Origin of the sequence: Sulfitobacter mediterraneus, assembly GCF_003054325.1 — a bacterium.
Lineage (GTDB): Bacteria > Pseudomonadota > Alphaproteobacteria > Rhodobacterales > Rhodobacteraceae > Sulfitobacter > Sulfitobacter mediterraneus.
The window spans coordinates 340185-366821 of record NZ_QBKU01000004.1 but is presented as its reverse complement, the minus strand read 5'-3'; the positions used below and the strand labels follow the sequence as shown (position 1 = coordinate 366821).

Annotated in this window: 26 protein-coding genes and 1 tRNA gene; 8 read left to right on the top strand and 19 right to left on the bottom strand. The window is 59.8% G+C overall.

Annotation, left to right across the window (positions count from 1 at the left end; all coding sequences use genetic code 11):
- Nucleotides 1–35: 35 nt before the first annotated feature.
- The 7 genes from trhA to C8N31_RS09135 all read right to left on the bottom strand — a co-directional run bounded on the left by trhA (nucleotide 36) and on the right by C8N31_RS09135 (nucleotide 3971).
- Nucleotides 36–677 (bottom strand): PAQR family membrane homeostasis protein TrhA, encoded by a 642-nt coding sequence (gene trhA / locus C8N31_RS09165; protein ID WP_025049876.1) that lies wholly within the window; start codon nucleotides 675–677, stop codon nucleotides 36–38.
- 36 nt (nucleotides 678–713) lie between these two features.
- Nucleotides 714–788, bottom strand: a tRNA-Phe gene (locus C8N31_RS09160).
- Nucleotides 789–890: 102 nt separating this feature from the next.
- The gene (locus C8N31_RS09155) at nucleotides 891–1082 is read right to left on the bottom strand and encodes a DNA gyrase inhibitor YacG (protein ID WP_025049875.1); all 192 of its coding nucleotides are present in this window, start codon (nucleotides 1080–1082) and stop codon (nucleotides 891–893) included.
- A complete protein-coding gene (locus tag C8N31_RS09150; RefSeq protein WP_025049874.1) occupies nucleotides 1079–2101 on the bottom strand; it encodes a ribonuclease E/G in 1023 nt (340 codons plus the stop codon). The genes C8N31_RS09155 and C8N31_RS09150 overlap by 4 nt, the downstream gene beginning before the upstream one ends.
- The gene (locus C8N31_RS09145; RefSeq protein WP_025049873.1) at nucleotides 2098–2676 is read right to left on the bottom strand and encodes a Maf family protein; all 579 of its coding nucleotides are present in this window, start codon (nucleotides 2674–2676) and stop codon (nucleotides 2098–2100) included. Before C8N31_RS09145 ends, C8N31_RS09150 begins: the two co-directional genes overlap by 4 nt.
- Nucleotides 2677–2795: 119 nt before the next feature.
- Nucleotides 2796–3014 carry a translation initiation factor IF-1 gene (gene infA, locus C8N31_RS09140; protein WP_005978431.1) on the bottom strand — a complete coding sequence of 73 codons (219 nt, stop codon included), beginning with the start codon at nucleotides 3012–3014 and terminating at the stop codon, nucleotides 2796–2798.
- Between the two features lie 81 nt (nucleotides 3015–3095).
- Entirely contained in the window at nucleotides 3096–3971 is an 876-nt protein-coding gene (locus C8N31_RS09135) for a carbon-nitrogen hydrolase family protein (protein WP_025049872.1), read from the bottom strand.
- Between the two features lie 172 nt (nucleotides 3972–4143).
- Here C8N31_RS09135 and C8N31_RS09130 point away from each other — a divergent pair, with 172 nt between their 5' ends.
- Both C8N31_RS09130 and C8N31_RS09125 read left to right on the top strand, forming a co-directional pair.
- On the top strand, nucleotides 4144–5118 hold the full coding sequence (locus C8N31_RS09130; RefSeq protein ID WP_025049871.1) for a LysR family transcriptional regulator: 975 nt from the start codon (nucleotides 4144–4146) through the stop codon (nucleotides 5116–5118).
- The gene (locus C8N31_RS09125; protein ID WP_025049870.1) at nucleotides 5115–5819 is read left to right on the top strand and encodes an NAD-dependent deacylase; all 705 of its coding nucleotides are present in this window, start codon (nucleotides 5115–5117) and stop codon (nucleotides 5817–5819) included. Before C8N31_RS09130 ends, C8N31_RS09125 begins: the two co-directional genes overlap by 4 nt.
- Before the next feature lie 81 nt (nucleotides 5820–5900).
- Here C8N31_RS09125 and C8N31_RS09120 read toward each other — a convergent pair whose 3' ends face one another.
- From C8N31_RS09120 to rpmB, 3 genes are all read right to left on the bottom strand, one after another.
- Nucleotides 5901–6368 (bottom strand): copper chaperone PCu(A)C, encoded by a 468-nt coding sequence (locus C8N31_RS09120; RefSeq protein ID WP_025049869.1) that lies wholly within the window; start codon nucleotides 6366–6368, stop codon nucleotides 5901–5903.
- Between the two features lie 34 nt (nucleotides 6369–6402).
- The gene (locus tag C8N31_RS20550) at nucleotides 6403–6744 is read right to left on the bottom strand and encodes a hypothetical protein (protein ID WP_025049868.1); all 342 of its coding nucleotides are present in this window, start codon (nucleotides 6742–6744) and stop codon (nucleotides 6403–6405) included.
- A 106-nt stretch (nucleotides 6745–6850) separates the two neighbouring features.
- On the bottom strand, nucleotides 6851–7150 hold the full coding sequence (gene rpmB / locus C8N31_RS09110) for a 50S ribosomal protein L28 (RefSeq protein ID WP_025049867.1): 300 nt from the start codon (nucleotides 7148–7150) through the stop codon (nucleotides 6851–6853).
- 244 nt (nucleotides 7151–7394) lie between these two features.
- Here rpmB and C8N31_RS09105 point away from each other — a divergent pair, with 244 nt between their 5' ends.
- Both C8N31_RS09105 and C8N31_RS09100 read left to right on the top strand, forming a co-directional pair.
- Complete coding sequence (locus tag C8N31_RS09105; RefSeq protein ID WP_025049866.1) at nucleotides 7395–8084, top strand: CDP-alcohol phosphatidyltransferase family protein; 690 nt, start codon at nucleotides 7395–7397, stop codon at nucleotides 8082–8084.
- Nucleotides 8085–8154: 70 nt separating this feature from the next.
- Nucleotides 8155–9612 carry an MFS transporter gene (locus C8N31_RS09100; protein WP_025049865.1) on the top strand — a complete coding sequence of 486 codons (1458 nt, stop codon included), beginning with the start codon at nucleotides 8155–8157 and terminating at the stop codon, nucleotides 9610–9612.
- Here C8N31_RS09100 and C8N31_RS09095 read toward each other — a convergent pair whose 3' ends face one another.
- From C8N31_RS09095 to C8N31_RS09075, 5 genes are all read right to left on the bottom strand, one after another.
- On the bottom strand, nucleotides 9613–10068 hold the full coding sequence (locus C8N31_RS09095) for a methylated-DNA--[protein]-cysteine S-methyltransferase (protein WP_025049864.1): 456 nt from the start codon (nucleotides 10066–10068) through the stop codon (nucleotides 9613–9615).
- Nucleotides 10069–10161: 93 nt separating this feature from the next.
- Complete coding sequence (ileS, locus tag C8N31_RS09090) at nucleotides 10162–13107, bottom strand: isoleucine--tRNA ligase (protein WP_025049863.1); 2946 nt, start codon at nucleotides 13105–13107, stop codon at nucleotides 10162–10164.
- 291 nt (nucleotides 13108–13398) lie between these two features.
- A complete protein-coding gene (locus C8N31_RS09085) occupies nucleotides 13399–14400 on the bottom strand; it encodes a YcjF family protein (RefSeq protein ID WP_025049862.1) in 1002 nt (333 codons plus the stop codon).
- Entirely contained in the window at nucleotides 14400–14843 is a 444-nt protein-coding gene (locus tag C8N31_RS09080; protein ID WP_025049861.1) for a GNAT family N-acetyltransferase, read from the bottom strand. Before C8N31_RS09080 ends, C8N31_RS09085 begins: the two co-directional genes overlap by 1 nt.
- Nucleotides 14840–16255, bottom strand: a complete 1416-nt coding sequence (locus C8N31_RS09075) for a YcjX family GTP-binding protein (RefSeq protein ID WP_025049860.1) — start codon at nucleotides 16253–16255, stop codon at nucleotides 14840–14842. The genes C8N31_RS09080 and C8N31_RS09075 overlap by 4 nt, the downstream gene beginning before the upstream one ends.
- A gap of 90 nt (nucleotides 16256–16345) precedes the next feature.
- On the opposite strand from C8N31_RS09075, the gene truA reads away from it, so the two are divergent.
- Nucleotides 16346–17113 (top strand): tRNA pseudouridine(38-40) synthase TruA, encoded by a 768-nt coding sequence (gene truA, locus C8N31_RS09070; protein WP_025049859.1) that lies wholly within the window; start codon nucleotides 16346–16348, stop codon nucleotides 17111–17113.
- A gap of 9 nt (nucleotides 17114–17122) precedes the next feature.
- On the opposite strand, the gene gndA is transcribed toward truA, so the two are convergent.
- The gene (gene gndA / locus C8N31_RS09065) at nucleotides 17123–18541 is read right to left on the bottom strand and encodes an NADP-dependent phosphogluconate dehydrogenase (protein WP_025049858.1); all 1419 of its coding nucleotides are present in this window, start codon (nucleotides 18539–18541) and stop codon (nucleotides 17123–17125) included.
- A gap of 254 nt (nucleotides 18542–18795) precedes the next feature.
- Between gndA and C8N31_RS09060 the strand changes: the two genes are divergently transcribed.
- The 3 genes from C8N31_RS09060 (at nucleotide 18796) to C8N31_RS09050 (ending at nucleotide 23244) form a co-directional block, all read left to right on the top strand.
- The gene (locus tag C8N31_RS09060) at nucleotides 18796–20985 is read left to right on the top strand and encodes an NADP-dependent isocitrate dehydrogenase (protein WP_025049857.1); all 2190 of its coding nucleotides are present in this window, start codon (nucleotides 18796–18798) and stop codon (nucleotides 20983–20985) included.
- A gap of 173 nt (nucleotides 20986–21158) precedes the next feature.
- Nucleotides 21159–21617 (top strand): NUDIX hydrolase, encoded by a 459-nt coding sequence (locus C8N31_RS09055; protein ID WP_025049856.1) that lies wholly within the window; start codon nucleotides 21159–21161, stop codon nucleotides 21615–21617.
- A 139-nt stretch (nucleotides 21618–21756) separates the two neighbouring features.
- On the top strand, nucleotides 21757–23244 hold the full coding sequence (locus C8N31_RS09050) for an inorganic phosphate transporter (protein ID WP_025049855.1): 1488 nt from the start codon (nucleotides 21757–21759) through the stop codon (nucleotides 23242–23244).
- Here the strand turns inward: C8N31_RS09050 and C8N31_RS09045 are convergent.
- The 3 genes from C8N31_RS09045 to C8N31_RS09035 form a co-directional block, all read right to left on the bottom strand.
- Entirely contained in the window at nucleotides 23241–24263 is a 1023-nt protein-coding gene (locus tag C8N31_RS09045) for a 2-dehydropantoate 2-reductase (protein ID WP_025049854.1), read from the bottom strand. The genes C8N31_RS09050 and C8N31_RS09045 overlap by 4 nt on opposite strands.
- Complete coding sequence (argF, locus tag C8N31_RS09040) at nucleotides 24253–25158, bottom strand: ornithine carbamoyltransferase (protein WP_025049853.1); 906 nt, start codon at nucleotides 25156–25158, stop codon at nucleotides 24253–24255. Before argF ends, C8N31_RS09045 begins: the two co-directional genes overlap by 11 nt.
- A gap of 66 nt (nucleotides 25159–25224) precedes the next feature.
- Nucleotides 25225–26397 carry an aspartate aminotransferase family protein gene (locus C8N31_RS09035; protein ID WP_025049852.1) on the bottom strand — a complete coding sequence of 391 codons (1173 nt, stop codon included), beginning with the start codon at nucleotides 26395–26397 and terminating at the stop codon, nucleotides 25225–25227.
- Between the last annotated feature and the right edge of the window lie 240 nt (nucleotides 26398–26637).

Here is a 26637-nt window from a genome sequence, read left to right as displayed (position 1 = left end):
CGAAATACGCACTTGTTTGCATCAAGCATCTGTCATTATCCAAGCAGTGCCAACCAAATCCCTACAAACATCAATATTCCGCCAAGATTGACCCAAGCGTGCCAAATCGCATACCGGAACGGCAGGGCTTTTCGAGCGTAAAACCCAGTACCAACAACATAGCAAAGTGCTCCAGCAAGAACGCAATAAAGAGTTTCGGCAGGCACATTGGTCAGATCTGGCAACGCGCTGAGACCAATGGCGCCCAAACCGAGATAAGATGCTGTCGACCACCGTGATTTGACGTTTGCATCGGTGACCTTCTTCCAGATCGCAACAACCGTTAAGCTCCAGCAGACCAAGAGGAGCGTCATCGTCCAAGCGGTGTTTGCCTGAATGAAGAAGGGTGTAAAAGTACCTGTAATGCTTGGGTAAATGGCCGCATGATCGATCCGCCGCAACAGCTTGCGCCGATCGTGCCAAGGGGAAAAGTGGTACAGAAACGATGCCAGGTTAGACGCCAAAGCACACAGAAGGTAGACAAACACGGCTACAGACAGCTTAGGTTCAACCCGGCCAACCGAATTCAAAACAAGTAAACTACCGGCAATCAATATCAAGGCCAGACCAGCGATATGTACAACCAAGTCTGCTCTGCGATGGGATTGTTTTGGACTAGGAAAAGTCAGCGATGTCAAGCCTAGCCTCGAAGACTGCAATCGATACTGCAAAAGTGGTGCCCGGGGGCGGAATCGAACCACCGACACGAGGATTTTCAATCCACTGCTCTACCCCTGAGCTACCCGGGCACGGGAGACCAATCACTGGTCGGGTGAGCGGGTTCTAGGGCGTTGCGGCGGGGGTGTCCAGCCTCTTTTGCGAAGTTTTTTCACGCCATCGCCCATTCCGCTTTATTGCGGCTTTTGTGCTGCGATCTGAGCGGCTTCGGCGGCATCTGCGGCGGCTTCGATGTCCTCGGGGTCACGTGAGGGGATGGCGTAATTGCCGTTCATCCATTTGGATAAATCCACGTCCGCGCAGCGCCTTGAACAGAACGGGCGGTACTTTTCAGTGCTGTCTTCAGCGCATATCGGGCAGCTCACGACGAGGCCTCGTTCAACGGCGCACGGGCGCGTTTGCGTTGCAGTTCATAGTGGCCAAGCGGTGTCCAGCCCACCAAGGTCGTCTCGACCGTATCGGCGCGAAATGCGGCGCGCAGGGCGCTTTCGAAGGTGCGGCGGTCCTTCTTGGGCATGGGGGCAAGATCCAGCGTGATTTGACCGCCCAATCCCCGCACCCGCAGCGCGCGCGGCAGCAGACGTGCGCAAGCCATGTTCGCCTTAACCCCGGCGGCAAGGGAGGCATCATTGCCGGTGTTCACATCAACCGCGACCAAGGCGCGGGTCGGCTCTACATACATCGCTGCACCGCCGCCAAGGCCAACGGTTGCCCCGCGTGCATTCTCCAGCGCGTCCAGAACGCCATGGGTTTCAAACCCGCCTTCGTCGGTCACCACCTCGGCCGGATCGGTCCAGTCGCGCCATGCCAGAATATGCGGTCCGTCGCCTTCGGACAGCACTTCCATCTCGGTTGACGTGTCGCCCAGCACCTTTTCCGCCAGATCCAGCATTGCCGAGATATCTTCGCCAATCTCATCACTGTCCGCCCCCGCGCAAGAGGACCGGAGGATCAAACCATGCGGCGCATCACTGGCAATCTCATGGGCAATCTCAAGCAAGCGGTCGCGTTCGTCCTCTTTCTTGATGCTGCGCGAAATGTTCAGACCCGGCGCGTCAGGCGTGACAATCGCATAGCGGCTTTTGAACAGGATCTTTGCCGTTACCGGCAATGCCTTGCCCGGCTCCGAATATCCCGTCACCTGCACCATAATTGGCTGGCCGGGGGACAGCCCTTTGATCTGGCGCAGGAATGCTGAACCGTCAGGGGTTTTCAGAAACATCCCCCCCTGCCCTTTGACGGGCCGATCAGCAATGGCACGATAGATCGTGCCGGGGCGCGGCGCATCATTGTCGATCAGCAGATCGTCCAGCTTGCCGTCCACCATCAATGCAGCGGCTTCAGCCGTGCCCAAATGATCAAGAATAATACTGCGGCCCTTCATGAGGCACCTCCATAAAGCGGGTAACCGGCGGCAATCAGCAAATTCGCGGTTTCAGCCAGAGGCAAGCCCACGATTGCGGTGAAAGAGCCACTGATCCACGGGATCAGCGCCCCCGCTGGCCCTTGAATACCATATCCGCCAGCCTTGCCCTGCCAATCACCGGTGGCAAGGTAGGCTTTTATCTCAGTGTCAGACAGGGATTTCATCTTGACGATGCTTTGCACGTCGCGTTCCCAGATCTGATCGCCGCGCTTCACGGCCACGGCGGTGATCACCTTATGGCGGCGCCCCGACATCAGGCGCAAAAACGCCTCTGCCTCTGCCGCATCATCAGGTTTTCCAAGGATGCGGCGGCCCAAGGCCACTGTGGTATCGGCGCACAGCACGATGTCATCGGCATCCGCAGGCACAGCCGCAGCTTTCTGGCGCGCCATGCGTGCACAATAGGGCCGTGGCAGTTCGCCCTTGGCAGGGGTTTCGTCAATGTCAGGGGCGCGAATATCGTCAGCAACCACGCCGATTTGCGCCAGCAATTCCTTGCGGCGCGGACTTCCTGATCCGAGGATGAATGTCATGGGTCTGCGCCTCGTCTGCCTGATGGTGCTATCGCCGCAGCATCTGCACCCGCCGGCCCGCTGCAGGGGGTCAAGGCCGGGTGCAACTGCATGATGCGGTCCCGGCCATCGATTTGGTCTTACTTAAAGCGGTAGTTGATCCGACCCTTGGTCAAATCATAGGGGGTCATTTCCACCTGTACCTTGTCGCCAGCCAGAACACGGATGCGGTTTTTGCGCATCTTGCCTGCCGTATGTGCGATGATCTCATGGCCGTTTTCCAGCTCGACCCGAAACGTCGCATTAGGCAAGAGTTCCTTCACGACACCGGGAAATTCGAGCGTATCTTCCTTGGCCATGGTCTCTCCTTGATCAAAATACCCTCCAAAATGAGGGCGCAGGCTTAAATGGGCGCATTCTGCCAATATTTCAAGGGGCAATCAGCGCAAAGAGACGTTTGTCGCAGGATGGTCACGCCCGTCCTGCCCGGACCAGTGCCGCCGGTTCAAAACAATGCCATCCGCGCGGACATTGGCAATTTGATCTAAATCCACATCAGCATAGGTCCAAACCGGGTCATTGAGCGCCCCTGCGGCCAGAACACCGGTAGGGGGAAAGCCGTTGTCAGGCGGGCCGTAGATGCCGCCAGCACCAAAGGATGTGCCCAAGGCCTCGGACCACTCGGCGTCACCAACAACTGAGGACATCGCCGTAACGCATTGATTTTCCAGCGCCCGCGCCATGGATCCGATCCGCACGCGCCAATATCCGGCCAGCGTTTCGGTGACGCTTGGCACGGCGATCACATCACATTCGGTCAGGGCGCGGCCCAGCAAAGGAAATTCGCTGTCATAGCAGATCAAAATGCCGATTTTGCCCAATGCGGTGTCAAACACCTGCAAGTTGTTGCCCGGCACCACATCCCAGACCTCGCCTTCAAACCGGGTCATGATCTGCTTGTCCTGCACACCGATCTGCCCGGTGGGCGTGATCAGCCGGGCACGATTCACCGGGCGGGTATCCGTTGCCGCCGGACCGGAGGCTGCGATGATATGCACGCCATAAGTGGCCGCCAGTTTGACATGCAAGGCATCCGCATCCGGCAACCGGTCCGAGACCGAAAACAGGCTTGCCTCCAGATCACCGGCAACCTGCAATCCATCCAGCGTGGCCAACTCCATCGCGCCATATTCGGGAAACACCAGCAAATCGGCCCCTGCCCCCGCAGCGTCCGCCACCCAAGCTTCGATTTTGTCTTCAAATTGTGCCCAGGACGTCAAGACATCCAAAGGATAGGCGGCACTGGCAATTTTCATCGGTGGATCCCCTTGTTTCAGCCGCAGTTTGCGATGCCCGCCCCCTTGCTTCAAGCCAGATCTGACAGTCCCCGCTTATTTCACTTTCTATAAACTAATCCCACTAGAATTCATATTTACTTGACTGAAAGACGCAATAGTTTCAAACAACCGAAATCAAGGGGAGAACGACATGCTCAAAAAAGGGATCTCTTTGCGCGGCATCGAAGTGTTTGAGGCCCTTGCCCAGACCGGATCAGTGGCCCAAGCCGCCGCCATCACCGGGCTCAGCCAACCCGCGGTGAGCCAGCAAATGCGCAACCTCGAAACTGCCGTCGGCGCCGAGTTGATAGATCACGGCCGCCGCCCCATGCGCCTGACCCCGGCAGGGCGCCTGTTCCTGCGCCGGTCAGAGGCCGCGCTGTCCGAATTGCGGCTGGCACAAAGCGAAGTCACCGTGATGGATCTGGCGCATCTGGGCGAATTGAACCTCGGTATCATTGACGATTTCGACGATGATCTGACGCCCAGGCTGGCCACCATATTGGCCGACAGCCTGACCGGATGCCGGTTTCGCATGACCACCGCAGGCAGCAACGAACTGGCACAGGCGATCCGCGACAAAAGCCTGCATATGGCCATCGCCGCCCGCACCAGCGAAAAAGTGCCCGGCGTCATCGAATACCCGCTGGCCCGCGATCCATTCATCATTGTCACCCCTGCGGGCAGCCGCGCACAGGCCCAGCAACTGCTGGCCGGTGAGGCGGAGATCCCGTTTTTGCACTATGCCGCCGGTCAGTTGATCGAAACGCAGATCAGCAGTTTCCTTCAGGGTCAGGATCTGGAACTCTCGGCCCGTTTTGAAATTGGCAGCCATCTGGCGCTTATGGCGATGGTCGCACGCGGAATCGGTTGGGCGATTACGACACCCTTGGGGTACATGCGGGCCACCCGGTTTCACGACGGCATGCGGGTGATGGCCCTGCCGATTCCCGATGCGGCGCGGCAAATTTCGCTTTTTGCCGGATCGGAATGGTCCGGGCCCGTGCCGCGTGATATTGCCCGCACCATGCAACGGCTGATGGAGGCCCATATGATCGGCCCCGCCACCGCCCGCCGCCCTTGGCTTGCAGATAAATTCCACCTGATCGGGGACACGACTGGATGACACAGCCCAACGCGAAAATCGTCATACTGACCGGTGCAGGAATTTCCGCAGAAAGCGGGATCGAAACGTTTCGCGCCGAAGATGGCCTTTGGGCGCAACACCGGGTCGAGGATGTGGCCACACCCGAAGGGTTTGCCCGCGATCCGGAACTGGTTGTGCAATTCTACAACGCCCGCCGTGCGCAAGCTGCTGAGGTTCATCCGAACGCCGCGCACAAAGCACTGGCCCGGCTCGAGACGGAGCATCCCGGCGAAGTTGTCGTGATCACCCAGAACGTCGATGACCTGCACGAACGCGGTGGTTCAGACACCGTGCACCACATGCATGGCCACCTCAAAGGTGCTCTTTGCGCGATCTGCGATCACAGATGGCCTGCGCCCATGGTCATGGCCGTTGGTGATCCCTGCCCCAGCTGCAACGCGCCTGCGGCGCGTCCTGACATCGTTTGGTTCGGCGAGATGCCCTATGAGATGGATCTGCTGTTCGACCACCTGACACAGGCGGATATTTTTGCCGCCATCGGCACCTCTGGGAATGTCTATCCGGCGGCTGGTTTTGTGGCAGAGGCGCGCCGCGCGGGCGCACATACGCTGGAGTTCAATCTGGAACGTTCTGCTGTCGGGAACCAGTTTGCAGAGCACCGCCTGGGGCCAGCCTCCGAAACGGTCACGGCCTGGGTGGCAGAAATTTTAGGGCAGTGACCTCGGAAAATTCGAGTTTTCCGATCCGTTTTCGATAAACAAACGAAAACAGCGCGGGCCGAAACCCGCGCTGTGCAAGCTTTAGTGGCTCATCGCGCCGTGTTTTGGCTTGCGCGTATGGTCCACAGGGATTTTCACTTCCATGTCGCCGGCCTTTTCAAAAGTCAGCGTCACGGTGATCTCTGCGTCTTGCTCAAGCGGGGCCTTCAGCCCCATGAACATCACGTGATCGCCGCCCCGCTTGAGTGCATGCATCTCACCCGCTGGCAACGCGATTCCGCCTTCGACCTCGGTCATCTTCATCACGCCGTTTTCGTCTTCGATATGGGTATGCAGTTCAACCCGGCCCGCCACGTCTGAGCTGGCGGCAATCAGGCGGTCATCCTGATCGGAGTGATTCATCAGCGTCATGAATGCGGCCCCCGTCGGCGAGGACGGCGTTGAGCTGCGGGCATAGGGGTCTTTGACCATAATCTCACCTGCAAATGCAGGAGCGGCCAACATGAAAAGCGCAGCAGAAGCTGCTGTGAAGAAACGTGTATTTGTCATTGTCTTGTCCTTGGTTGATCTGAATTAGCTGGGGTCAGATCAAGGCAGGCGGCGCCCGTGATGGGGGTGTCAATACACGCACCGCCATAGGAGCCGGCAACGCCAGCGTACAGCCGGCTTCAAAGCAAAGCACCTGTTGCGGTGCGTTGATCTGCAGCGCCTCTACCTCAAACAGGACATTCAGCGCTGCGTCCGGGCAGATATGGGGCGCGGAGGTCGGCGCACCACTGGCGTCTACATATACCGCCGATGGCCCGCTGCCGGTACACAGCACCATCTGCCCCGTGGCCGCATTAGCCCCGCGCGCCACCGCCATGCTTTGGCTGGTGAGCGCCAGAACCAGAACCATCAGAAATGAGAACAAGCGGCGTGTCATGCCCCTGCTCTAGCTCATGCAAGCGGGACATTCGAGGTACAAAACGACGCAACCCCGGATCAGATGATCCGGGGTTGCTTAATCTCAAACTGTTCGGAGTTTCCGATCAGGTCAGCGCTTCTGCTGTTGCGCTGGATTTGGCGATTGCCTTTTTGATCTTCAGCGCGTTGGCAGACAGCTCAGTGTCTTTTGCCTTGGCCAGGAACTTGTCAAGGCCACCACGGTGATCCACGCTGCGCAGGGCAGCCGCAGAAATGCGGAGTTTGAACGAACGGCCCAGTGCTTCGGACTGCAGTGTGGTGTCGTTCAGGTTCGGCAGAAAGCGGCGACGCGTCTTGTTGTTCGCGTGGCTTACGTTGTTGCCCGTCATCGGGCCTTTTCCGGTCAATTCGCAAACGCGCGACATGGGTCTATCCTTTTGTTTAGTGGTGCAGCGCCAAGGGGTCGGCGCAACACATAAAACGGGCCGCGGCGGGCGACCCTGAAACTGGTTCGCTGGCTTTAGTGGGAATCGGCCAAGGCGTCAACCCGAAGTCCGCGCGAGTGCGGAATTTCGGGCGTCACTGCGTTTGCCACATCCCCGCCCCGGGCGCCAACCCTGCCGCGCCATTTCCTTTGCATCCCCCGCGCAGATTTGCGACACCTGCCACATGACCATACATATGCGCGCCCTTCTTGTTCATCTTTTCACCGCAACCGGTGCCGTTTTTGCCATGCTGGCAATGCTCGCGGCTGTCGATGGCAAATGGGACATGATGTTCCTATGGCTGGTCGTCGCGTTCTTTGTGGATGGGATTGATGGCCCGCTGGCCCGACGGTTTGATGTCAAAACCAATGCGCCCGAATTTGACGGTGTTCTGCTGGATCTGATCATCGACTATCTGACTTATGTGTTTATCCCTGCCTTCGCCCTGTTCAAATCCGGGCTCATGGACGGGTGGAGCGGCTGGGCCATGATCATCATCGTGACCTTTGCCTCGGCGATGTATTTTGCCGACACAAGAATGAAGACCAAAGACAATTCATTCTCCGGCTTTCCGGGCTGCTGGAATATGCTGGTGATCGTGCTTTTTGCCCTGCAACCGGCATGGTGGATCAGCCTGATTATCGTATCGGCCCTGGCGATCACCATGTTCCTGCCGATCAAATTTGTGCATCCCGTGCGCACCGAACGCTGGCGCCCGGTGACTTTGCCCATGGCATTGGCCTGGACCTTTTTTGCCGGCTGGGCGGCATGGGTCGATTTTCATCCCGAAAGCTGGGCGCACTGGGGTTTGGTCATCACATCGGTCTATCTGATTTGCGCCGGCGCTGTGCAGCAGATGACCGAACCCAAATAGGCTGGTGCATTTTCCTCTTGACCTCAACCTAGGTTGAGCCTGCATCAGAAATGCAACAAGAGGATTTGACATGACCGACGCCCCAAATTCCGCCACCCCGTTGCCACAACAAGACAGCTATGTGTCTTGGCGTGAATTTATGCGCAGCGGCTATTCTGCCCCCTTGGCGCTGGTCTGCCTTGCCGTATGGCTGCACGCCGCCGACAGCCTGATCGTGGCGACGATGCTGCCCTCGATGGTGTCTGACATTGGCGGAGCGGCCTTTGTCAGCTGGACCGTGTCCATCTATGAAATCGGGTCCATCGTCGCCGGCGCAGGCACCGCGCTTTTGACGATGCGCTACGGGCTGCGCGGCCCGATGAGCGTCGCAGCGGCCCTCTTTGGCTTGGGCTGTTTGCTCAGCGCTGTCAGCCCGACCATGGGCGTTGTCCTGATTGGCCGGGTGATGCAGGGCCTCGGCGGTGGCGGCATGGTGGCCATGGCCTTTGTCGCGGTGGGCGTTCTGTTTCCGCGCCGCTATGCCGCGCGGGTGCTGGCCGTGGTGTCGACATTCTGGGGGCTTTCGGCCTTTCTTGGGCCGCTGCTGGGTGGGCTGTTCGTTGAATATGCCAACTGGCGCTGGGGCTTTGGCTTTTTTGCCGTGCAGGCCATGTGCCTCGCGATCTGGATCGCCCTGCAAGGCAGCACTGGCCCCCTCCCCCAAGATGGCCCACTCGGCCGCTTTCCGGTGGTGCGCCTTGCCGTTCTATGCATCGCTGTCGTGCTGATCTCGGCAGGTGGTATCCGGGTGGAGCCTGTGCGGTCCACACTGCTGATCCTTGCGGGCCTGTCTTGCCTTGGCTGGTTTCTCTGGCGCGATGGACAGGCGGGCGCAGACCGATTGCTGCCCAATGCGCCGCTGGACCCCAGAAACGCCACCGGCGCAACCCTGCTGATGATCCTGATGCTGTCGATCGCAACCATCGGCATCCTTGCCTATGGCCCCCTTCTGATGACCACGATCCACGGTATCTCTGCGCTGACCGCCGGATATATCGTCGCCGCCTCCTCCATCGGGTGGACGCTGGCCGCTGTCACCGTAAGCGGCGCACCCGAACGTCTGGACCGGCTGTGGATCGCCGCAGGCATGATCATGACCACCATCAGCATCCCCGGATTTGCCTATGCCGTGCCCGCAGGGCCAATCTGGCTGATCGCACTGTTCGCCGGGCTAGAGGGCGGCGGTTTCGGTCTGGCCTGGACCTTTATCCTGCGCCGTATCACCGCCCTTGTGCCAGAACATGAAATCCAGCGCGTGTCAGGGGCGATCCCCACCGTGCAACGCATCGGCTATGCCCTTGGTGCCGCCTACGTTGGGATCATCGCCAATGCCGCAGGTTTCTTGACCATGACTGGCCCGGAAGACGCCGCAAGCGTGGCGCGTATCCTGTTCCTGTCCTGTGTGCCGCTGGCACTGATCGGGCTTGGTGCGATGCTGGGCCTTGTGCGCAAACATCCCTATGACACTGCAATGACCGCCGCAGATTGATCAGATCAACAAGCCCGCCGCGCCCTCATGGCGCAAGAGCGCCACTTTGGTCTCAACCCCGCCGCGCCCGGAAAACCCGGTCAACCCTTTGGCCCCCATCACCCGGTGGCAAGGAATGATCACCGGGATCGGATTGCCGCCGCAAGCCTGTCCGACAGCCTGCGCCGGAACGCCCAGAGCCTTGGCAATCTCACCATATGTGCGGGTATAGCCAAAGGGGATCGCGGACATCGCCGCACAGACATCGCGCTGAAAATCGGTGCCCGCAACCCGCAGTGGCAAATCAAAATCTTCCAGATCACCCGCTGCATAGGCCGCCAGCTGCTCTGCCGCGCGATCAAGCAAGGATGAGCGGTCCTGCTGTCCGACCCTGGTCCAATCCAGACGAGTGATCGCCCCGTCCTCTTCGGTCAGGGTCAGGTTGCCAAATTGTGTGGGAACGCTGCGCTGTTTCATGCAGCTATGATGGGGGCAAGCGCCCCCCGCCGCAATCCGGTTCTTGCGCAAGAACCGGATGGGGAAAGGTGGGGGAAATCCCCACCTTAAATTTTAAACCGCGTTGGCCTCATCCACCGCAGTATCGCACCGACCGCAAACGCCGCCATGGCTGTGGCTGCCCACATCCGGCAGGACCTTCCAGCAACGTTCGCATTTGTCGCCAATTGCCCTATCAATTACCACCCCGATGCTCGGAAGACTCTCAAGTTCAAATACTCCTTCTGGCGGCTCTGCTTCTGAAAACAGAATATCTGAAACGATGCAAATATCCGCGAAATATTCCCTGTCTAGTGGCCAAACTTCAGTCTTTTCAAGCGGCACACGACTGTCCGCACCTAAATAGACAGTTGCGCATGCTTCCAGGGAAGAACCTATCTCTTTCCTAACCCGCATTTCTTCAAGCGCTCCAGTTACTACACGCCGGATTGTACGAACATCTTTCATTTTCGCCGCCAGATCTGCATCCAGCCAGCTTTGCGGTGTTTCAGGGATATCGGTCAAATGCACCGAACTGCCTTCACCAGGGAAACGTTCAAGCCAGATCTCTTCGGTGGTGAACACCAAGATGGGGGCAAGCCATGTGGTCAACCGGTGGAACAGGATATCCAGCACCGTCCGCGCCGACCGGCGGCGCAGGGTGTCGCCATCGCAATAAAGCGCATCCTTGCGGATATCGAAGTAGAACGCACTCAGATCCACCGTGGCAAAGGTAAAGACCGCCTGAAACACCCCCTGAAAGTCAAATTTGGCATAGCCATCGCGCACCTGCGCGTCCAACTCGGCCAAACGGTGCAGCACCCAACGCTCCAGCTCAGGCATATCCGCCGGATCAACCCGATCGCTTTCGGTGAAATCATTCAGCGACCCCAGCATATAACGCATGGTATTGCGCAACCGGCGATAGCTGTCGGCCACACCCTTGAGGATCTCATCGCCGATCCGCTGATCCGCTGTATAATCGGTTTGCGCCACCCAAAGCCGCAGAATATCCGCGCCATATTGCTGCACGATCTTTTCCGGCACGATGGTGTTGCCGATGGATTTGGACATCTTCATGCCCTTGGCATCCAGCGTGAAACCATGGGTCACCACATTGCGGTAAGGCGCACGACCCGTGGTGCCAACAGATTGCAGCAAGGATGAATGGAACCAACCGCGGTGTTGGTCGGTGCCTTCCATATAGACATCGGCGATGCCGTCTTCGGTGCCATCTTCGCGGTCGCGCAGGGTAAAGGCATGGGTTGATCCACTGTCAAACCACACGTCCAGAATATCCGTCACCTGATCATAGTCATCGGGGTTCACGATGCCCTCGAGGAACCGCTGCTTGGCGCCCTCTTCATACCATGCATCCGCGCCCTCGTCCTCAAACGCAGACGTGATCCGCCGGTTCACCTGTGCATTGCGCAACAGGAAATCATCATCCGTGGGCAAAACACCTTTCTTGGTGAAACAGGTCAGCGGCACACCCCAGGCCCGCTGGCGCGAAAGCACCCAATCAGGCCGCGCCTCCATCATCGAATGCAAACGGTTGCGCCCGGATTTAGGGGTCCAGTTCACATTGTCGATCTCGGTCAAGGCCCGCTCGCGGATGGTCTTGCCATGCGTGTCGAGCCCGTCACCCACAACCTTGTCAATCGCGGCAAACCACTGCGGCGTGTTGCGATAGATCACCGGCGCTTTGGAGCGCCAAGAATGCGGATAGCTGTGCTTGATCTTGCCGCGTGCCAGCAAACCGCCCACCTCGACCAGCTTGTCGATGATCGCGGCATTGGCATTGCCCTCTTTGCCATTCGGCTTGAGGATCGCCTTGCCACCAAAGAACGGCAGATCATCGCGGAACCGCCCGTCAGGATTGACGTTGTAGGTGATCACATCGGCCAACATGCCCAAATCGCGATAAAGTTCATATTCCTCTAGGCCATGCGAAGGCGCGCAATGCACAAAGCCGGTGCCTTCGGTATCCGTCACAAACTCGGCCGCACGGAAATCGCGCAAATCATCCCATTCGCCGTTCGCCCCTTCGGTCCCGGCCAATGGATGCTTCAGCGAAATGCCCGCCAACTCATCGTTGGTGACATCGCGCAAACGGGTCCACTGCCCGTCCTCAAGCCGCGCGCGGCCAAAGACATCCGCCGCCAGATTGTCCGCCAACAGATATTTATCACCCACATTGGCCCAGCATTCATCCGGCGTCGCAGTGACCTCATAAAGGCCATAAGAAATGCCCGCGCCGTAAACCACGGCCTTGTTCGATGGCATGGTCCAGGGTGTGGTGGTCCAGATCACCACCTTGGACCCGCTCAGATCCCCGTCCGCGACCACATCAAACTTCACCCAAATGGTGAAACTGTCCTTATCGTGATACTCAACCTCGGCCTCGGCCAATGCGGTCTGTTCCACCGGCGACCACATCACCGGCTTTGAGCCTTGATACAGCGTGCCATTCATCAGGAACTTCATGAATTCCTCGGCGATCACCCGCTCGGCATGAAAATCCATGGTGAGGTAGGGATCGGCCCAATTGCCCTGCACGCCAAGCCGCTTGAACTCCTCGCGCTGCACATCCACCCAACCACGGGCAAACTCGCGGCATTCGCCGCGAAACTCGTTGATCGGCACCTGATCCTTGTCGCGGCCCTTCTTGCGGTACTGCTCCTCGATCTTCCACTCGATCGGCAGGCCATGACAATCCCAACCCGGAATGTACCGCGCATCAAAGCCCATCATCTGATGGCTGCGCACGATCATATCCTTGATGGTTTTGTTCAGCGCATGACCGATGTGCAAATGCCCGTTGGCATAGGGCGGCCCATCATGCAGCGTAAAGGGCTTGCGCCCCGCTTTCTCGCGTAGGCGATCATAAACGCCAATCTCTTCCCAGCGCGCCAGCCAGTTTGGCTCGCGCTTGGGCAATCCCGCCCGCATCGGAAAATCGGTCTTGGGCAGGTTCAGCGTGGATTTATAGTCGTGTGTCTCGGGCGTATCGGCGCACATCTGTCGCGTCCTTTGGCAAATCGTTCGGGGAATGTTTCGGAGTGGCGGTGCGATGGTCTCAAACACCTCGGCCCGGCGTCTCACTGTATCAGAGCGCCGGGTAAATAATTCGAATAATGATCGCTGTGATGCGTCTCATGCCCCGCTTATAGGCTCGCAACTTGGCCCCCACAAGCCCCCGTCATCGCCCTTTTTGGCCTGCAAAACTCTGGGGGTTTGGGGGCAAAGCCCCCATTCTTGATAAATCAAATGCGGCGCAGCCGCGCCTTCGCAACAGCCAGAAGCGCAACGCTAACCCTTCGCGCCAAAAAGCCCGCCCAAGGCCCGTTTTACAATCCCGCGCACCTTGGGTCGCCGCTCGGGCGCAAAAGGCAAAGGCCGGCAGACTTCCATTGCGGCCACGCCAACGCGGGCGGTCAATGCACCATTCACCAACCCTTCGCCAAACCGGCGGCTGAGCTTGCCCAAAATCGAACCGCCCAGAAACGGCTCCAGCATATCATCGCCAACCGCCACCGCGCCCGTCGCCACCAGATGCGACATCACCGCACGGGTCAGCCGCCAAGACCCGAAAAATCCGGACCGCCCGCCATAGATCTCGGCCACCCGCCGGATCATCCGCAGGTTCGCGCTCAGCGCCGCCACCACATCCGCCAACGCCAGCGGCACCAGCGCCGTCACCGTTGCCACCTGACGCGCTGCGGCTTCAACCTCGCGGCTGGCGGCCTGATCCAGTGGCGCCAGCAGTTCCGCCTCGGCCAGATGCAACAACCCCTCAGCGTCCATCTGATCGGCGCGCAGCTCCTTCAGGCGATCCCGGCCCCAGCGCGTGTCCTCGCGCCCCTTATAGAGCCGTACCAAACGGTCCGTCACCGACCGCGCCGCGCCCAGATCCTCCTGCGCCAAAGCCTGCCCCGCATCATGGCGCAGCCCGTCCAGCTTCGAGAGGCGGCCAAACGCCGCCATCTCGCGCAGGCCCATCAAGGTCAGCACCAGCACAAACGCCCCGATCAGAACCGTCATCGCCCAGCCCAGCAACGGATACCGCGCCATCAGATCCGTAACAAAGGTCCACGCCGTGATGGACACCAGCGCCCCGACCAAAGTCCCGGACACCCACCAGAACAACCGGCCCAGCAGCGATGGCTTTCGCGCCGCCAACCGTGCCGCAACCTGCATTGCCTGCCCCTGCGGCGCGGGCGGCAAGATATCAGGCACCGGCGGCGCATCGGCCACTTGCGGGCGCGGCGCAGCTTCTTCTTCGATCTCAAACAGAACCGGACCTTTGGCCATCACGCGCCCTTTCTTTGCCATTCAAACCGCACATCGGGCAGCTTTTCATCCGTCGTTGCACCATCCGTGCGTTGCACTTCGGCAAATCCGTGGCGCAGGTAAAACCGCTGCGCCCCCTCGTTGGCCTGAAATGTCCAAAGTGACAGCCTGTCATACTGGTCCATCACATGCTCCAAGATCGCGGTTCCGGCACCCTGCCCCCTCGCCTTAGCCGCCACGTAAAGCGCATCCAGATCCGCGCCATCACATGCGGCAAACCCGATCACGCCGCCGTCCTGTTCGGCCACAGTCACCCAGCCACGTTTGATCATCGCACCTGCATGGGCAATGTCCTCGGCCCCGCTGTGCAGCTTTGGCATCCATTCGGTTGTCGCGGCAAATTCGGTCAAAATGCCTCCGACAGCCCCGGCATCGGTGGACCGCGCCGCCCGCAGAACCGTCATAACCGATCCCCGAACAAGAACTCTGCCGCACGGTCCAATCTGATATGCGGCGGCCCGTCACCGGGGCGCAGATTCAGCGGCGCCGGGGCAAACCGCATCACTTGATAGTCCTGATCCAGCCACGCCTCTGCCCCCTGCCGCGCTGGGGTCAGCAGATGCGCCGGATCTTGCGGCAAGTCGCCGGGGTAAAACGCCGCCTCCTTGCCGGTTTCAAGCAACGTGCCGCGCACCACCGGCAACATATCGCCCCCATGTTTCATCTCGTCCTCCGTCGTCGCCCTGAGCGAGGCGATGGACAATGCAGCTGTGCCAGCGCCTGCGTATTGTGCCCGATCTTGTGCCTCGCGCACCAGCGCCTGCATGATCGCGGTCAGGCGCGGATGTTGTTGATGATGAAGATGATCCGCTTTGGTGGCCGCAAACAGGATCTTCTCCACCCGTTTGCCACGCAACAGGTTGCTGAGAAACCCGTTGTTGCCGGGCCGGAACGCCGACAATGTCTCGCTCAGCGCCGCGCGCAAGTCCTCAACCGCCTGCGGCCCTTGATGGATCGCGCCCAGCGCATCAACCAAGACCACCTGGCGGTCGATCCGGGCAAAGTGATCGCGGAAAAACGGCTGCACCACACGTTTTTTGTAGGCCTCGAACCGCCGTGCCATTTCGCGGTGCAAAGACCCGCGATTTGACGGGCCATCCGTGCGCAAGGGCGCAAAGGTCAGCACCGGCGATCCGGCCAGATCACCGGGCAACAGAAACCGCCCCGGCGTGCAATCGGAAAAGCCGTCTTGCCGCGCGGCTTGTAGATAGCTGGCAAATTCCCGCGCCAGATCCTGCGCCAAAGTCTCTTGGTGTTTGGCCTCGGGATCCGCGGTCTTGGCCAGCGCGACAAACGCCTCAGCGGCGCTCCTGCTTTCAATGCGGCTTAGGGTGTCGTTGGACCAGTCTTCATAGCTGCGCTCCATCAAGCCCAGATCCAGCAGCCATTCGCCGGGGTAATCGACAATATCCAGATGGATGGTGCGCGGCCCCTGCAATCCGGACAAAAGCCCGTTTGGGCGCACTTTGAGCGACAGGCGCAGCTCAGATATTGCCCGCGTGCTGTCGGGCCAATGTGGCGCAGGGCCGGTCAGCGCGGCAAGGTGGTTTTCATAGTCAAAGCGCGGCACGGTGTCATCGGGCTGCGGCTGCAAAAACGCCGCCTCAATCCGCCCCTCGGACGCGGCCAAAAGCCCCGGCATCCGGCCACGGTCCAGCAGATTGGCCACCAGCGAGGTGATGAACACGGTTTTGCCCGACCGCGCCAAGCCGGTCACGCCAAGACGGATCACCGGCTCAAAAAATGTCTCTGACACGGTGTCTTGCACCGTTTCAACCTGCCGCCAGATGCCATCGGCAATGCGTGAGATGACCAAAGCTGCGTCCGCCCCGTAATGTGTTTGGCCTTAACATAGGCAGGCGGGTGAGGGATTGCCAGACGCCAGCCACCGCGCTAGACGCGGCGCATGCCCCGTTTTGCCTTAAAAATCGAATATCATGGCGCGCCCTTTGTCGGTTGGCAGCGGCAGGTGAACCTGCCTTCTGTGCAGGGCGCGATTGAGGCGGCCTTGGCCAAGCTTGAGCCGCGCGATCACACCATCGCCGCCGCCGGGCGCACCGATGCGGGCGTGCATGGGCTGGCGCAGGTGGCTCATTGTGACATGATCGGCGATTGGGAGGCGTTTCGCCTGTCAGAGGCGCTCAATTACCATCTCAAGCCGCAGCCCGTGGCGATCACCGCCTGTGTGGCTGTTGAGGAAGATTTTCACGCGCGGTTCTCGGCACTTGAGCGGCGCTATCTGTTCCGTATCCTATCGCGCCGCGCCCCGGCCACCCATCAAGAAGGGCTGGTCTGGCAGGTCAAACATGATCTGGATGAAACCGCCATGCAGGGCGCTGCGGATATTCTGGTGGGCAAACATGATTTCACCACCTTCCGCTCAACCATCTGTCAGGCCGAAAGCCCGGTTAAGACGCTGGACCATCTGAAGGTCAGCCGGGTCGAAACAGCGGGCGGTACCGAGTTCCACTTTGATGTGCGGGCGCGGTCCTTTTTGCACAATCAGGTCCGCAGCTTTGTTGGGACGTTGGAACGGGTCGGCGCCGGATCATGGACGCCGCAGGATGCTCAAGCCGCGCTGGAGGCCCGCGACCGCGCGGCCTGCGGGCCGGTCTGCCCTCCGCAGGGTCTCTATCTGGCGCATGTCAGCTATCCGGTAGATCCGTTCGCCTAGGATCAGGCTTTACAGCGCGTTCCAATCACCGTGAAATTTGCCGTCTTCGTCGGTGCGGGCAAAGCCATGCGCCCCAAAGAAATCCCGCTGCGCCTGTATAAGGTTAGCGGTGCCGCGGCCCCGGCGCATGGTATCGTACCACGCCAGCGAGGCCGCCAATGCCGGCATCGCCACGCCTTGCGCGATGGCCGCTGACAAAACCCGCCGCAATGCTGGCACGGATGCCTCAAGCCTTGCCCGCATAGCAGGCGCAAGGATCAGGTGCTCAGCAGGTAAATCCCCGCGAAACGCATCCGCAAATTCGTCCAGCAAGGCCGAGCGGATGATACATCCGGCCCGCCAGATCTCTGATATCCGCGCCATGTCGAGGGACCAGTCAAATTCATCCGACGCCGCCCAAAGGATACGAAACCCCTGCGCATGGGCCAGAATGCGCCCCGCCAACATCGCCTGTTCCAGATCCGCGTCGCTTGGCATATCTGCCGCAAGCGTACCAGCTGCCAACAAGGGTTCGGCCATCACCCGTGTGTCTTTTTCCGAGGACCAGCCACGCGCACCCACCGCCGCCTCAATGGTATTGGCCGATTGACCCATCTTCAGCGCCTCGATCAGAGTCCAGCGGCCCGTGCCTTTTTGCCCGGCTTGATCGCGGATCACATCCACCATCGGTTGGCCGGTCTTGCTGTCGATTGACAAAAGCGCCGCGGCGGAGACCTCGATCAAATAGGAACTCAGCGGGCCGTCGGTCCAACCCTCAAACAGCGCACCGATCTGCGGCGCCGATTGTCCGCCCGCATCGCGCAGCAAACCGTAAATCTCGGCGATCATCTGCATATCGGCATATTCGATGCCATTGTGCACTGTCTTTACAAAATGCCCCGCGCCATCCGGCCCCAGATGCGCCACGCAAGGCTCGCCCTTGAACTTTGCTGCAATCGCCTCGGCCATCGGGCGCAGGCTGGTCCATGAATGATCCGTGCCGCCCACCATCATCGACGGGCCGTGCCGGGCGCCCTCTTCGCCCCCCGATACGCCCATCCCGACAAAATGCAGCCCCGTACCAGCCAGATCAGCGGAACGGCGGCGGGTGTCATTGAAATTGGCATTCCCACCGTCAATGATCGTATCCCCCTCCTCCAGATGCGGGCGAATGGCCTCGATCATAGCGTCCATCGGCGCGCCGGATGGGATCATGAACAGGATGCTGCGTGGCCGTGCAATGGCCGCAACAAAATCTGCCAAATCGGCCTGCCCGGTCAGCCGCTTGGCCAGGGGGCCGGCTTCTTTGATGAAATCGTCAATCCAATTGGCCTCGCGGTTTGACACTGCCACATCAAAACCGCTGTCGGCCAAATTCAACGCCAGTGCAGAACCCATTGTGCCCAACCCATAGACACCAATATCCGCACCCTTTGACTGTTTGTTCATGGCTGCCGCTGCTCCCGGATGTGTCGATGAAAACGCCTGTTGTCTGCCCCATTTAAGCGGCCCACCTCAGGAAGGCCAATAGACATTCGCCTCTCCGGCCACCGCGCAAGCCCTGCCAAACCGGCCAAATCCCAGCCACATGGGCAAAAACCGTCAAAAAAGTTCAATATGCCGCATCGTATACAATGGTATACCGTAGACGCGCCCAGATGAACCCGCTATGAAGCGGCAAATTCACACATGAGGAGATTCCTATGTCCGATATCATTTACACCAAAGTGGACGAAGCGCCGGAACTGGCGTCCGCATCTTTTCTCCCTGTCATCCAGAAATTTGCCGCCGCCGCCGGTGTCTCTGTCGGGACCAAGGACATCAGCCTTGCCGGGCGTATCCTCGCCACCTTCCCCGAGCATCTGAGCGAAGCACAGCAGCAGTCCGATGATCTGGCCGAACTGGGCCGTCTGGTCAAAACGCCCGACGCCAACGTGATCAAACTGCCAAACATCTCGGCCTCCGTGCCGCAACTTGTTGCCGCGATCAAAGAGCTTCAGTCGCAAGGCTTTGCCCTGCCCGACTACGCCGAAGCACCCGAGACAGACGCAGAAAAAGCTACCCGCGCCAAATATGACGGCATCAAAGGCTCTGCCGTGAACCCGGTCCTGCGCGAAGGCAACTCGGACCGCCGCGCCGCCAAGGCCGTGAAAAGCTTTGCCCAGAACAACCCGCACCGCATGGGCGACTGGTCCGCAGACAGCCAAACCGAAGTGTCCTCGATGTCCGGTGGTGACTTCTTTTCCAACGAGGTGTCCGCGACCCTGCCTCAAGACAGCACCGCCAAGATCGTACTGGAAACAGCCGCAGGCGAAACCGTTCTGAAAGACGGCATCGCCTATCCTGCCGGAACCGTTGTTGACGCCACCTTCATGAGCGCAGCCGCCTTGAAAGGCTTTCTCGCCAGCGAGATTGAAAAGACCAAGGCCGCTGGCACGCTGTTTTCTTTGCACATGAAAGCCACGATGATGAAGGTCTCTGACCCGATCATCTTTGGTCACGCGGTCAAGGCCTTCCTCGCCCCGGTGTTTGACGCCCACGGTGACAAGATGGCCGAACTGGGTGTGAACCCAAACTCTGGTCTGGGGGATCTGCTGACCCGTGTCGAAGGCGATGCGGCGATCATGGCAGATATCGAGGCCTGCATGGCCGCCCGCCCGCCGATGTACATGGTGGATTCCGACAAAGGCATCACCAACCTGCATGTGTCCTCTGACGTGATCATCGACGCTTCTATGCCCGCGCTGATCCGCGCTGGCGGCAAAGGTTGGGGGCCGGACGGCAAGGAAGCGGACACCAATTGCGTGATCCCAGACAATTCCTATGCGCCGGTCTACGACGAGACCATCAAGTTCTTCAAAGAGAACGGCAAGATGAACCCGGCCACCGCAGGCACGGTTCAGAACATCGGCCTGATGGCTCAAAAGGCCGAGGAATACGGCTCTCACCCGACCACATTCGAGATCCCCGAGGCGGGCACCGTCAAGATGATCCTCGATGACGGCACGGTGCTGCATTCCCACGCGGTTGAAGTTGGCGACATCTGGCGCTCTGCCTCTGCCCGCAAGGCCCCTATCGAAGACTGGGTGAATCTCGCAATTGATCGTCAAAAGGCCGAAGGCTGCCGCGCGATTTTCTGGCTGGACGCAAACCGCGCCCATGACGCGGAACTGATCACCTATGTCAAACCTATCCTTGAGGCCAAAGGCGTTGCCGACAAGTTTGAAATCATGGCCCCGCGCGAAGCCACACGCGCCTCGTTCGAGACCATCACCAAGGGTGAGAACACCATCGCCATCACTGGCAACGTGTTGCGCGACTACCTGACTGATCTGTTCCCGATCCTTGAATTGGCGACTTCCGCCAAGATGCTGTCGATCGTGAAACTGATGAACGGCGGCGGCTTGTTTGAAACCGGCGCGGGCGGCTCTGCCCCCAAGCACGTTCAGCAGTTGGTCGAGGAAAACCACCTGCGTTGGGACAGCCTTGGCGAATTCTGCGCCTTGGGTGAAAGCCTGACCTTCCTGGCCGACAGCAAAGGCAACGCCAAAGCCCGCGTTCTGGGTCAGGCCGTGGATGCCGCCACGCAAGGCATTCTCGACCATGGCCGCTCTCCTTCCCGCAAGGTGGGTGAGCCGGACAACCGCGACAGCCACTATTGGTTCGCACGCTACTGGGCCGAAGCCTTGGCCGCGCAATCGGATGATGCAGATCTTGCCGCGCATTTTGCACCCATCGCCAAGGCATTGGCCGAAGGCGAAGCGAAGATCATCGCGGAACTGGCAGCGGCGCAAGGATCCCCCGCCGATCTGGGCGGATATTTCCGCACCGATGCAGCCAAAACGGCGGCTGTCATGCGCTCCTCCGCGACATTGAACAGCATCATCGGATAAACCTGTTCAAAGCGAAACCAAGGCCGCGTAACCCTATGGGCTGCGCGGCCTTTTTCGTTTGTACAACCACCCCCGCAGCGCAGAAAACCGCCCCAGATTTGATCTTTGACCGATTTACACCTATATGTAGAGCCAGAGCAGAACAAAAACCTACAAAACGAAACCAGGTCAATATGATACACTCGTTCAGACGTGCATGGGATGACATGCTGTTGCCGCTGTTGCAGCGCCCCAAACGCTTGCAGGTTGCAGCGCTGTGTTACCGCGAAACCGAAAATGGCAAACGGGTCCTGCTGATCACCAGCCGCGACACGGGCCGGTGGATCGTGCCTAAGGGCTGGCCGATTGACGGGCTTGATGGTCCCGGCTCCGCCTTGCAAGAAGCATGGGAAGAGGCTGGCGTGACCCAAGCGGACATCGAAAGCGATCCGGTTGGCTTTTACGAATATGCCAAGGGGCTGGGCGAAGGGCTGACTGTGCCGGTTGAGGCGCAGGTCTATTTGACCCGTGTGCGCGATCTGAGCGAAGACTATCCAGAGGCCGACGCCCGCAAACGCGCGTGGTTTGCCCCCCAGGACGCCGCCAATCTGGTGGACGAGCCGGACCTTAAGGCAATCTTGAACGCGCTTTGATCGCACGCTAGCCCGGCAAACCCACCCAAAAGCCTCAATCCGCCGTAAAATGTGACGGTTTTGTGACGCTGCGCTTGCGCGGCGGCGCTTGGTATGCCACCTCCCCACCGGATCAATCACTTCCTTGGAAGGTACAGGCATGGCGACGGACAAAGGCCCGCAGGGCAGTCAGTGGAAAACACTTGATACAGACCTCAACCGCATCTCACAGGTTGAGCTGGCCACGACCTATGTCGCCCGTCCGCTGGTGGGGCCCGGTATCGCACTGGCCTTTATGGTGCTGGCCGGAGTGATTGCCGCAGTCTTCTTTGGCCAGACCCCGACCAGCTTTGTGGTTGTCGCCGCCGCTGTCTTTGGGGCCTATATGGCAGTGAACATCGGCGCAAACGACGTGGCCAACAACATGGGCCCTGCGGTGGGCGCCAACGCCCTGACCATGGGCGGGGCCATTGTGATCGCAGCCTTGTGCGAAAGTGCCGGCGCATTGCTGGCGGGCGGTGATGTTGTTTCGACCATTTCCAAAGGCATCATTGATCCTGCCTCTATCGCCGACACACAGGTGTTCATCTGGGCGATGATGGCTGCGCTGATCTCATCAGCGCTTTGGGTCAACCTTGCCACTTGGGTTGGCGCGCCGGTCTCCACCACCCACTCTGTCGTGGGCGGGGTGATGGGCGCAGGCATCGCAGCCGCCGGTTTGACAGCTGTGAACTGGCCGTCCATGGGCCTTATCGCTGCCAGCTGGGTGATTTCCCCGGTTCTGGGCGGCGCAGTGGCCGCCATGTTCCTTGCCTTTATCAAGGCGCGGATCATCTATCAGGACGATAAAATCGCCGCCGCCCGCCGCTGGGTACCTGTCCTCGTCGGCGTTATGGCCGGTGTTTTTGCATCTTATCTGGCGCTCAAGGGGCTGAAACGGATCATCAAGATCGACTTGCCCACAGCTTTGCTAATCGGGGTTCTGCTGGGGGCGTTGGCCTATGCCATTTCTGCGCCGCTGGTGCGCCGCGCCTCTGTAGGCATGGAAAATCGCAACAAATCCGTCAAGATCCTGTTTGGCCTGCCGCTGGTCCTGTCGGCTGCATTGCTCAGCTTTGCCCATGGTGCAAACGATGTAGCCAATGCGGTCGGTCCGCTGGCAGCGATTGTGCATGCCACCGAATTTGGCGGCTTTGAGGCTAAGGTTTCCATCCCCATGTGGGTGATGGTCATCGGGGCCTTTGGTATCTCGTTTGGTCTGTTTCTGTTCGGTCCCAAACTGATCCGCATGGTTGGCAGCCAGATCACCAAGCTGAACCCGATGCGCGCCTATTGTGTGGCCCTCTCGGCAGCAATCACCGTGATTATCGCCTCTTGGCTTGGCCTGCCGGTCAGTTCCACACATATCGCCGTTGGCGGTGTCTTTGGGGTTGGGTTCTACCGCGAATGGCACATGGAACGCCGTCTGCGCCGCCCCGGCGAAACCGCAGGCACCGTCAAACGTATCGCCCCCGAGGAACGCCGCCGCCGCAAGCTGGTGCGCCGCTCCCACTTCATGACGATTGTCGCTGCATGGGTGATCACCGTACCCGCCGCCGCGACGATGTCGGCGATTGTCTTCTACGTCTTGAACGCAGTCATAAACTAAGAAGTACCCTGCCGGATCTCGCGGCGCAAAGCTGCGGCGCTGAGGTCTGGCAAACCTTCCTCTGCCAGCTCTGCGGTGCGGATCACCTCTGCCACCATGGTGCAAATCGGCGCGGGGCGGCCTTGCGCCTTTGCCATGGCAATCACCGCGCCTTGAAGGCTGTCGATCTCTGTCGGTCGACCCGCCATCAAATCCAGCGCCATCGAGGTCCGCGCCTGCGCGTCAATGGTCAGCATCGAGGCCGCAATACGCGAGAACAGAGGCGTCGGCAGGCGCAGAATAAACGGGATGACCCCCACAGAAACCGGCGTCATCGACACAGGCCGAATGCCCGCGCCGCGTAGAACGCCCAAAGCCTCCCGCCATTGATCCGCCATCAGCCGCCGCCAAGACCGATCCCGCAATTGTTCCGCCAAGGGCAGCCCGCTGAGCGCGTTCAGCGCGTTGTTGAGGTTGATCAGGAACTTGCCCCATTGCACCGCCTCGATATCGCGGCTGCTGGTTGTGCTGAGATGCGGCACCGACAGCAAGCCCTCCAAATCGCCTGCGCCCCCCGCAATGACCACATCGCCGCTGGTGGCGCGGTGATAACATCCCTGCCCCATCGGGACGACGTTGAACGGCACCATCCCGCCGCGCACGTCATGCCCCGGCAGCGCCTCTTGCAACAGCGCCCCGTTGCGCAACCCGTTTTGCAGGCTGATCACCGGCGCCTTGATCGGGGCGTGTTGGTCGATGAGTTCCGCGATGGTCGCCGTATCGCCCGACTTGACGGTGACCAACACCACATCTGCCCGCGCCAGACAGGCCGGATCTTCGGACAGCGCCAGACGATCCGTACCGATCTGCACCGCCATGCCGCCAAAATCCGTGAGCGTCAGGCCATGCGACCGGATTTCCTGTGCCACCCGTGGCCGCACCAGCAACGTGACCCGCCGCCCGCCAGCGGCCAAAAGGCCGCCGACAAAACACCCGATGGCCCCCGCCCCGGCAATGACAATGCGTGGCTCAGCGGCCAAGACACCACCGCATAATCGCCTTTTGCGCATGCAAACGGTTTTCCGCCTCGTCAAAGATCACCGAATGCGGCCCGTCCATGACGCTGCTGGTGGCCTCGTCATCGCGGTGCGCAGGCAGGCAATGCATAAAGAGCGCATCATCCTTGGCTTGCGCCATCAACGCATCATTGACCTGATAGCCGCGCAGCTGGTTGTGCCGCCGTTCGCGGGCTGATTGCGGATCATGCATCGACACCCAAGTGTCTGTGACGACCAGATCGGCGCCCTCAACCGCCTTTTGCGGATCGCGCTCGATTGTGTAGAGCCCGTCAAGCGCGGCTTCGGGGTCCAGCGGCGGCGGGCCGGTGAAGGTCAGGTCAAACTCAAACTGTTTGGCCGCATGGGCAAAACTGGCAAAAACGTTGTTGCCGTCCCCGGACCAGACCACCTTTTTGCCCTTGATCGGGCCGTTGTGTTCTTCGAACGTCTGGATATCTGCCATGATCTGACAAGGATGGGTGCGGTTGGTCAGGCCGTTGATCACCGGCACCGTGGCATATTCGGCCATGTCCAGCAGGGTCTGTTCCTCAAATGTGCGGATCATGATCAGATCGACATAACGGCTCAGCACCCGCGCGGTGTCTGCAATGGTCTCGCCGTGGCCCAACTGCATATCGGCCCCCGACAACACCATGGTTTGCCCGCCCATCTGCCGCACCCCCACGTCAAAGGACACCCGCGTCCGTGTCGATGGCTTTTCAAAGATCAGCGCAACCATGTGATCTTTCAGCGGCTGATCATCATCAGGCGCACCGCGCGGACGGCCCGCCCGCGATTTTTTCATCGCGGCGGCATCGTCGATAATGCTGCGCAAATCGGTGGCAGAGGTTTGGTGAATGTCTAGAAAATGGTTCATCGGTATTCTTTCTCGTCAAGTTCGCGCCAAAGACGGCGGAGCTTTTGGTCTTTGGTCAATTCGGGATCACGCGCCTAGGCTGGTGGCGGCGCGGTCAAGGCGCGTGACCGCTTCGGCGATCTCGTCATCGCTGATATTCAACGCGGGCAGCAGTCGGATCACATTGTCCGCCGCGGGCACGGTGATCACCTCGGCGTCGTAGCCAGCCTTGACCACGTCCGCGTTTACGGCTTTGCACTTGATCCCCAGCATCAGACCTGATCCGCGCACCTCTTCGAACACGTCCGGATGGCTGGCGATCAGCCCTTCGAGCTTTTGCCGCAGCAGGCCGGCCTTGCGGTTTACCTCGGCCAGAAAAGCCGGATCAGCGACGATATCAATCACCGCATTGCCCACCGCACAGCCCAATGGATTGCCGCCATAGGTGGACCCATGGGTGCCAGCGGTCATGCCCGAGGCCGCCTCTTCGGTCGCCAGAACCGCACCCAACGGGAACCCCCCGCCAATGCCCTTGGCCACCATCATAATATCCGGCCCAACGCCGGCCCATTCGTGGGCAAACAGCTTGCCCGTCCGGCCGACCCCGCATTGCACCTCGTCCAGCATCATCAGAATGCCATGTTCATCGCACAGATCGCGCAGCCCCTTGAGACAAGCATCCGGCAAAGGGCGAATGCCGCCCTCGCCCTGCACAGGCTCAACCAGGATACCGGCGGTCTTTTCTGTGATCGCCGCTTGCAACGCCTCGTGATCACCAAAGTCCAGATGCACAAATCCAGGCAACAACGGGCCAAAACCCGTGGTCATCTTCTCTGACCCTGCCGCCGCGATGCCTGCGGAAGACCGGCCATGAAAGGAACCGGAGAAAGTAATAATCTCCACCCGCTCTGGCTGACCCTTGTCGTAGAAATACTTGCGGGCCATCTTCACCGCCAATTCGCAACTTTCGGTGCCCGAATTGGTGAAAAACACCGTGTCGGCAAAGCTGTTATCGACCAGCTTGTCCGCCAGCGCCTGTTGCTGCGGGATTTGATAGAGGTTCGAGGTGTGCCAAAGCGTACCCGCCTGCGCGGTCAGCGCCTCAACCAGCGCCGGATGGGCATGGCCCAGTGCATTCACAGCAATCCCCGCACCCAGATCCAGAAAACGTCGGCCATCCGCCTCGATCAACCAGCTGCCCTGTCCGGAGACAAAGCTGAGCGGAGCACGCGAATAGGTCGGCAAGACGGAAGAGATCATGAAAGTGTCCTTAGGTAAGGGCCGCAACAAAGGCCCAAAAGGGCATGGGCGGCGGGTCTGGTCAAGTCAGTTTGGAAGGAGGGCTGCACACTGGCAACAAGATCACCACCTGCAATTGTGCAGGGGAGCGGGATAAAACCTTAGCGTCGTCGGGACAGGTATGCCGTTTGTGTGATCATGGGGCCTGTCTTAGGGGCAATCGAGACGGTTGCAAAGCCCCAATTTCACGCTTGTGACCCA

Excerpts from the sequence above, each read along its gene's own strand:
- C8N31_RS09060 (WP_025049857.1), top strand. The coding sequence starts at position 18,796 with ATGTCCGATATCATTTACACCAAAGTGGACGAAGCGCCGGAACTGGCG.
- C8N31_RS09055 (WP_025049856.1), top strand. The coding sequence starts at position 21,159 with ATGATACACTCGTTCAGACGTGCATGGGATGACATGCTGTTGCCGCTG.
- C8N31_RS09050 (WP_025049855.1), top strand. The coding sequence starts at position 21,757 with ATGGCGACGGACAAAGGCCCGCAGGGCAGTCAGTGGAAAACACTTGAT.
- C8N31_RS09105 (WP_025049866.1), top strand. The coding sequence starts at position 7,395 with ATGACCATACATATGCGCGCCCTTCTTGTTCATCTTTTCACCGCAACC.
- C8N31_RS09100 (WP_025049865.1), top strand. The coding sequence starts at position 8,155 with ATGACCGACGCCCCAAATTCCGCCACCCCGTTGCCACAACAAGACAGC.
- truA (WP_025049859.1), top strand. The coding sequence starts at position 16,346 with ATGCCCCGTTTTGCCTTAAAAATCGAATATCATGGCGCGCCCTTTGTC.
- infA (WP_005978431.1), bottom strand. The coding sequence starts at position 3,014 with ATGGCCAAGGAAGATACGCTCGAATTTCCCGGTGTCGTGAAGGAACTC.
- C8N31_RS09095 (WP_025049864.1), bottom strand. The coding sequence starts at position 10,068 with ATGAAACAGCGCAGCGTTCCCACACAATTTGGCAACCTGACCCTGACC.
- C8N31_RS20550 (WP_025049868.1), bottom strand. The coding sequence starts at position 6,744 with ATGACACGCCGCTTGTTCTCATTTCTGATGGTTCTGGTTCTGGCGCTC.
- C8N31_RS09085 (WP_025049862.1), bottom strand. The coding sequence starts at position 14,400 with ATGGCCAAAGGTCCGGTTCTGTTTGAGATCGAAGAAGAAGCTGCGCCG.
- rpmB (WP_025049867.1), bottom strand. The coding sequence starts at position 7,150 with ATGTCGCGCGTTTGCGAATTGACCGGAAAAGGCCCGATGACGGGCAAC.
- C8N31_RS09150 (WP_025049874.1), bottom strand. The coding sequence starts at position 2,101 with ATGAAGGGCCGCAGTATTATTCTTGATCATTTGGGCACGGCTGAAGCC.
- C8N31_RS09135 (WP_025049872.1), bottom strand. The coding sequence starts at position 3,971 with ATGAAAATTGCCAGTGCCGCCTATCCTTTGGATGTCTTGACGTCCTGG.
- ileS (WP_025049863.1), bottom strand. The coding sequence starts at position 13,107 with ATGTGCGCCGATACGCCCGAGACACACGACTATAAATCCACGCTGAAC.
- C8N31_RS09080 (WP_025049861.1), bottom strand. The coding sequence starts at position 14,843 with ATGACGGTTCTGCGGGCGGCGCGGTCCACCGATGCCGGGGCTGTCGGA.
- C8N31_RS09125 (WP_025049870.1), top strand. The coding sequence starts at position 5,115 with ATGACACAGCCCAACGCGAAAATCGTCATACTGACCGGTGCAGGAATT.
- C8N31_RS09145 (WP_025049873.1), bottom strand. The coding sequence starts at position 2,676 with ATGACATTCATCCTCGGATCAGGAAGTCCGCGCCGCAAGGAATTGCTG.
- argF (WP_025049853.1), bottom strand. The coding sequence starts at position 25,158 with ATGAACCATTTTCTAGACATTCACCAAACCTCTGCCACCGATTTGCGC.
- gndA (WP_025049858.1), bottom strand. The coding sequence starts at position 18,541 with ATGAACAAACAGTCAAAGGGTGCGGATATTGGTGTCTATGGGTTGGGC.
- C8N31_RS09035 (WP_025049852.1), bottom strand. The coding sequence starts at position 26,397 with ATGATCTCTTCCGTCTTGCCGACCTATTCGCGTGCTCCGCTCAGCTTT.
- C8N31_RS09120 (WP_025049869.1), bottom strand. The coding sequence starts at position 6,368 with ATGACAAATACACGTTTCTTCACAGCAGCTTCTGCTGCGCTTTTCATG.
- C8N31_RS09130 (WP_025049871.1), top strand. The coding sequence starts at position 4,144 with ATGCTCAAAAAAGGGATCTCTTTGCGCGGCATCGAAGTGTTTGAGGCC.